The 6,461-nt window shown below is 57.6% G+C and carries 4 protein-coding genes and 1 pseudogene; 3 read left to right on the top strand and 2 right to left on the bottom strand.

Translation table 11 applies throughout. From position 1 onward, the window contains the following. Nucleotides 1-178 precede the first annotated feature (178 nt). Nucleotides 179-1,957 (bottom strand): ABC transporter transmembrane domain-containing protein, encoded by a 1,779-nt coding sequence (locus tag ACI7MX_RS22895; protein WP_405592094.1) that lies wholly within the window; start codon nucleotides 1,955-1,957, stop codon nucleotides 179-181. Nucleotides 1,958-2,175: 218 nt separating this feature from the next. Here ACI7MX_RS22895 and ACI7MX_RS22890 point away from each other — a divergent pair, with 218 nt between their 5' ends. Beyond that, nucleotides 2,176-2,352, top strand: coding sequence for a PA1571 family protein (locus ACI7MX_RS22890; protein ID WP_405592091.1), 177 nt, complete (start codon nucleotides 2,176-2,178; stop codon nucleotides 2,350-2,352). Between the two features lie 66 nt (nucleotides 2,353-2,418). Here the strand turns inward: ACI7MX_RS22890 and pdxB are convergent, their stop codons facing one another. After that, on the bottom strand, nucleotides 2,419-3,561 hold the full coding sequence (pdxB, locus tag ACI7MX_RS22885; RefSeq protein ID WP_405592088.1) for a 4-phosphoerythronate dehydrogenase PdxB: 1,143 nt from the start codon (nucleotides 3,559-3,561) through the stop codon (nucleotides 2,419-2,421). Between the two features lie 226 nt (nucleotides 3,562-3,787). Between pdxB and tssI the strand changes: the two genes are divergently transcribed. Beyond that, on the top strand, nucleotides 3,788-6,172 hold the full coding sequence (gene tssI / locus ACI7MX_RS22880) for a type VI secretion system tip protein TssI/VgrG (protein ID WP_405592084.1): 2,385 nt from the start codon (nucleotides 3,788-3,790) through the stop codon (nucleotides 6,170-6,172). Next, a pseudogene (locus tag ACI7MX_RS22875) lies at nucleotides 6,169-6,461 on the top strand (hypothetical protein); the annotation flags it as partial. The gene tssI and the pseudogene ACI7MX_RS22875, both read left to right, overlap by 4 nt.

The raw sequence follows: 6,461 nt of genomic DNA, 5'->3' as shown, positions 1-6,461 counted from the left end.
ACAGCGCGGTGTCAATGTAGCCGCTGCCAAGGCACGAAGGCTGCGATCGAGCGCGAAGCGGTCGCAAACGATGCCACCTCGCAGCGCCAGGTTTTACGACGGCTCTGCCGCCGATCGCAGCCTTCGTGCCTCGTCAGCGGGTTGTTATAGGTGTCTGCAACACTCGCGCAGCAGCTGCTTATATGCTTTCTGCCACCCCGCCATTAAATTGCAACGCCGCCAAACGCGCATACAGCGCATTACTGGCGATCAGCTGCGTGTGGGTGCCAATGGCGACCAGCTTGCCTTGGTCCATGACCGCAATCCTGTCAGCGTTCTGCACCGTCGCCAGGCGATGGGCAATCACCAGCGTTGTGCGACCTTTCATCAAGCTGGGCAAGGCTTGCTGAATCAAATGTTCGCTCTGGGCATCCAGTGCACTGGTGGCTTCGTCCAGCAACAGTATCGGCGCATCCACCAACAGCGCCCGGGCTATCGCCAACCGTTGACGCTGCCCGCCGGACAAGCCCTGACCGCCATCACCCAAATGCGTTTGATAGCCGTCAGGCATTTGCAAAATAAAGTCATGGGCATGAGCGATACGCGCCGCCGCTTCAACCTGGGCGGCGCTGGCGTGGGCGTTGCCATAACGGATGTTGTCTTCGACAGTGCCAAAAAATAACGCCGGGGTTTGCGACACCCAAGCAAAACAGCGCCGCAGGTCTTGCGGGTCCAGCCGGGCGATGGACAGCCCTTCGAGGAGAATCTGGCCCCGCTGCGGGTCGTAGAACCGCAGCAGCAAATCAAACAAGGTGGATTTACCCGCCCCGGAAGGCCCGACCAGCGCCAAGGTTTCGCCCGCCTTGATCGTCAGGTTTAGCCCTTCAATCGCGTAGTTATCAGGCCGCGATGGGTAGGCGAAATACAGCTCTTCAAGGTTCAGGTTGCCCCGCACGCGCTCGGGTAAAACCTGCACATCACTCGCTGGAGGTTCAATCAGGCTTTTCGACTGTAGCAATTCATCTATCCGCTGAGCCGCACCGGCCGCCTGCTGCAATTCGCCAATCACTTCGCTCAGGGTGCCAAACGCGCTGCCCACCACCAGACTGTAAAACACGAACGCCGCCAATTCGCCGCCGGTTATGCGCCCGGCAATGACGTCCATGCCGCCGACCCAGAGCATCACCCCGACCGCACCGAGTACCAGCGAAATCACCAGGGTAATCAGCCAGGCCCGTTGCACGATACGCTTGCGTGCGGTGGCAAAAGCGCTTTCTACGGTGGCGGCAAAACGTTGCTGGTCTTGCTGCTGATGGTTGTAGGCTTGCACCGTTTTAATCTGGCCCAAGGCTTCAGCCACGTAACTGCCAACGTCAGCGATCCGGTCCTGACTCTGGCGCGAGAGGTTGCGGACCCGTCGACCGAAAATCAGAATGGGGGCCAGCACCAGCGGCAGCGCCACCACCACAATGCTGGTGAGCTTGGGGTTAGTGATAAACAGCAGCACCACACCGCCAATCACCATCAAACTGTTGCGCAGGAACAAGGACAGGGACGAGCCAATCACCGACTGCAACAGCGTAGTGTCCGTGGTCAGCCGGGACTGGATTTCGGAACTGCGGTTGTTCTCGTAAAACCCGGGATGCAGGTCGATCAGGTGGTTAAACACCTGCCGCCGAATATCAGCAACCACCCGCTCACCTATCCATGACACCAGATAGAACCGTACAAACGTCCCCACCGAAAGCCCCAAAACGAGTAACAGAAAAAAACCGATGGACTGATTGAGCAAGTGCGGCGATTGGGTCATGAAACCCTTGTCGACCATCAGCTTGATGCCCTGCCCCATTGAGAGGGTAATGCCCGCAGTGACGATCAGCGCTAACAAGGCACCTACAGCCTGCCAACGGTAGGGCGATACAAAATGAGCCGCCAGACGAATGGCACGGCGTTGACGAGATGAAAGCATTCGGGGCATCCAGAAGGTGAATGTTGAGAGACAGGGCCTGAATCGGGGAATATTTCTCACTCGCTTTGAATATGACCCATGACAACCAAGCCTAGGCCTTAATGTTCTAAAGTGGGGGTGGAAGTTTCAGGATATTTCTGTTGGACTGAGTTCGCCGCCAAGTTGTGTCACAACCTGGTCACTAAACGGAACTACATTAGCGCTACACCCTGATGAGGACACAGGCCATGGATTTGCAACACAATGCTCAAGCGATTCCAGTGATTCGAACCCAACCACAGCAGTCACTGGGGTGCGCCATGATTGATGAACAGGGAAAAGAAATTCTGATCACCGAAAAGATGATTCAGGACGCCTGCCACGAACTGGACAAGCGCCTGGTCAAACCTTTTGGTAAAGACTGATTCTCATCTAACGCTGTAACGGCCCTCACACTGCCAGAGGCTGCCGTTACAGCGTTCGTTTGGCCCTCACACCAGCACAGCCCCCAGCGCCCTGACTAACTGCCTCAACGCCACTGACTCACCCTCGACGTGCACCCTCAATCCCTCGATCTCCCGACGTACCGGGTAGTTTTTGCGCAAAGCGTCAAAAGCCTGTTTTTGTTCCTGGGCGCTGCCCACGAGACTGCGCCGGAAGTCTGCATCGTCGCGACGCGGATCGTAGACACCGCGACACAGCATGGCCAACGCCCAAGCCGGGTCGCTGTCGGCACTCAAGTGAACACTCGCCAACCACGGCGCGGGCAGCAAGTCGACAAGCTGGACTTCTGCGGGCTGACCGAGAAAATCACAAAACGCCTTATACACCTGCGCCGTTCCGCGTTGCTTGCCATCAAGGCTATAGCCCGCAATGTGCGGGGTTGCCAGCACACACATATCCGCCAGATCGACGTCTACCCCAGGCTCGCCCTCCCAGACATCCAGAACGGCTTGCAGGTCATCGCGGCGGGTCAGCACATCACGCAATGCGGTGTTGTCCACGACAGCCCCGCGACTGGCGTTAATCAGCCAAGCACCGGGCTTGAGCTGGTTCAAGCGCTCAAGATCGAGGAGGTGCCAGGTTGCATCACTTGCGCCTTTGGTTAAGGGGGTATGCAGGCTAAGCACATCACACTGCTCGATGATCTGTTGCAGCGTTACATAGTCGCCGCCTTCCGCTGCCTGGCGCGGCGGATCACAGACCAGCACCTTGAAGCCCAAAGCGCGTAATACTTCGACCAGACGCCCACCGACCTCACCCGCGCCGACCACGCCATACGTACGCTGCACCAGGTCGACGCCTTCGAGGTCGGCCAATGTCAGGAGGCTGCCGAGCACGTAGTCCACCACGCCACGGGCATTACAACCGGGAGCACTGGCCCACTGAATACCTGCCTGATCAAAATAATCCAGCGCCAGGTGATCGGTACCGATGGTGCAGGTTCCAACAAACCTTACCGCGCTGCCTTCCAGCAACTCACGATCGACTTTCGTCACCGAGCGCACCAGCAGCACATCCGCATCATGCACATCGGTGCGGGTAATCTGGCGCCCCGGCAAACGGCGTATTTCACCGAAACCGGCAAAGAACGCTTCGATCAGGGGAATATTTTCGTCAGCAACAATCAACATGGCAGGCTCCTTTCGCGGAGAAGCAGTGTAGGCGTTGTTGTGCGTCATGAGCCAGCAGGCAGTGCCTCAGAAATTTCGCATTGAAATTGATTAGTCCTACGCAACTACCGTTACTAGCCTTGAAAGCACGGGACGCATCCTACATCCAGAATGTAATCAGGATTGTTACCTTTCGCGACTCAATGTTCTGACGCGAGTCAGTTCGCCCTCGCGTAAGGAATCGCTCATGGCAAGCGTTCTATCCCGTTTTCACTTCAGCCTTGATGGCCTGAACGACGACTTACACGTGCTGGCCTTCGAAGGCAAAGAGGCCATCAGCGCCCCCTATGCCTTTGACATTGAACTGATCAGCGAAAACCCGAATCTGGACCTTGATAGCCTGCTGCACAGACCAGGGTTTCTGACCCTCGGGGTACAGGGCGGCGGTATCCACGGGCATGTTTACGCCCTTACCCTCAGCGACAAGCACACCCCTCTGACGCACCTGACCATCACACTGGTGCCGCAACTGGCCTTTCTTGATCTGCGCAAAAATCAGCGTATTTTCCAGCAACTGACGGTTGAGCAAATCATCAGTCAACTGCTCGAAGAACATGGCATTTTCAGCGATAACTACGTATTTACCCTGGATGTGCAGTACCAACCGCGTAATGACTGTGTGCAGTACCAGGAATCCGATCTGCACTTCATTCAGCGTCTGTGTGAAGAGGAAGGCATCCACTACCACTTCGAGCACAGCGCGCAGGGCCACCGCCTGATTTTTGGGGACGGCCAGCGAGTCTTTCCGAAACTTGATGAGTCTGTGCTTTACCACCCGGACAGCGGCATGGTTGCCGAAGAGCGGGTGGTCAATAGCTTCAAAGTGACGCTGAAAACCCGCCCTACCCGCAGCACATTGCGCGATTACAACTTTGAAACTGCCAGTCGGGAGGTAAAGGCAGACAGTCGTCCCGACAACCAACGCCGTGGCCCGGACCTGGAAGATTATGTTTACCCCGGCCATTTCAAGGACGAACCGCGCGGCAGATTGCTCAGCCAGCGCACCCTTGAACGTCACCGGATCGACTGTCGCCAAGCCACCGGCAAAAGTGATCAGCCTGCCTTCGCAACCGGCCATTTAATGGCGCTCGCGGGGCATCCGAACCCCCTCAACAACAACCTGTGGTTGTTAAACGAAATCACCCATCAAGGCAAACAGCCTCAAGTGCTGCGCGCCTATGGCAGGGCCGCAGCCAAACCGTCTGCGGACGGCTTTGAGCAGGGCTATCGCAACGACTTTATCGCCACCCCGTGGGACGTGCCTTATCGCCCCGCCTTAAAACACCCGAAACCCCGCGTACTGGGTGTGCAAACCGCCCGCGTGACCGGCCCGCAAACAGATGAAATCCACTGCGATGAATATGGCCGGGTCAAAGTTCAATTTCACTGGGACCGCCAAGGGCACTACAACGATCACAGCAGTTGCTGGTTGCGGGTGGCCTCGTCGTGGGCCGGTGATACGTTTGGCGCAGTCACGGTGCCGAGAGTCGGCATGGAAGTGCTGGTTTTATTTTTGCAAGCCGACCCTGACCGCCCGGTCATCACTGCGTGCCTGTCAAACAGCCTGAACCCGCCGCCCTACCCATTGCCGGCCAACAAAACCCGCAGCGTATTGCGCAGCCGCAGCACCCCGGACAGCACCGGTCACAACGAACTCCATCTAGAAGACCGCAAAGGCCAGGAGCGGATCTACCTGCATGCCCAGCGCGATATGGAACAACGTATCAACAACGATTGGCGGGAGCAGATTGATGGCGAACGCCACCAACTCATTACCGGCAACAGCGTATTGATGCTCAAAGCCGAAGATCAACTCACCGTGAGCGGCGATCGCAAGGTGCAACTGCTGGCCGACGACCATTGCGAAGTCACCCACAGCAGTCATACCTTGGCCGGCAAGCTAATCGCCATCGAAGCTGGCCAGGAAATCACCCTCAAATCAGGCGCCAACCTGGTGGTGACAGCAGGCGCCACGCTCACATTGATGGCCGGTGGGCAGCACATTGTGATCAATTCAGGCGGCATTTTTAGCAGCACGCCAATTCAGCTGGGAGGTGCTCCGCTACCGGGCACTGCCGCCAACCCTCTTACGCCCATGACCGTCGAAGCCTTGGCCAGCTTACTGCAGCTGCCGCTTTCAACCTCGTCTTCTCCGTTGAGCGCCCGGTTGGGTGAAAAGGCAGGCAACGGTGCATTGAACACCGAGAAGAATCAGGGGTTGAGTATCAGCCTCAGACCGTTGCCCAGCTTGCCGGGGTATGAGAGCGAGCCTTACCGACTGCTGGCCGACGGTGCCCAGATACAAGAAGGCATAACCGGGCCTGACGGGCTCGTCGAGTTCAAGCCCGTCGCCAACTGCCAGGTCTTCAGGGTTGAACTCGCCAACGGGCATCATTTCAGCATAAGCCTCGACTCCCCATCCATAGAGTTGCCTGCTGATCAGTGCTTGGCCCGACAAGGCCACCGCGCCTACACGGCGTGCGAGCCTCAGCACTTTGCCTATGTACCACCCGAAGAATTTCGGGCGAATGCCGAACAACCCGGCAAACCCACCGTGGAACCGAGCGCATGAGCTATCCCTACACCCCAGAATCATTCAGGATCGACCCAAACTCCAACGAGCCCATCAACCTGACGATGGACTGGTTCGCCAATACTTCCTATTACCCGCCCCGAGCCGGAGTGCTGACCGAGCCGCTGGTCAACGGTCAGGCTGCCTTTGGCGCGGTTCATGACGCCATCGAGAACGCCCGGCACAGTGTCGACATCATCACCTGGGGCTTTGACCCGGCCATGCGCCTCAAACGCCCCGGAGGCTTGCGAGTCGGAGACTTACTGGCGGCCAAAGGCAAGCAAGGCCT

Source organism: Pseudomonas sp. 2024-210, from assembly GCF_045062345.1.
Lineage (GTDB): Bacteria > Pseudomonadota > Gammaproteobacteria > Pseudomonadales > Pseudomonadaceae > Aquipseudomonas.
The sequence above is the reverse complement of the archived record's forward strand: the minus strand, read 5'-3'. Positions and strand labels throughout refer to the sequence as shown.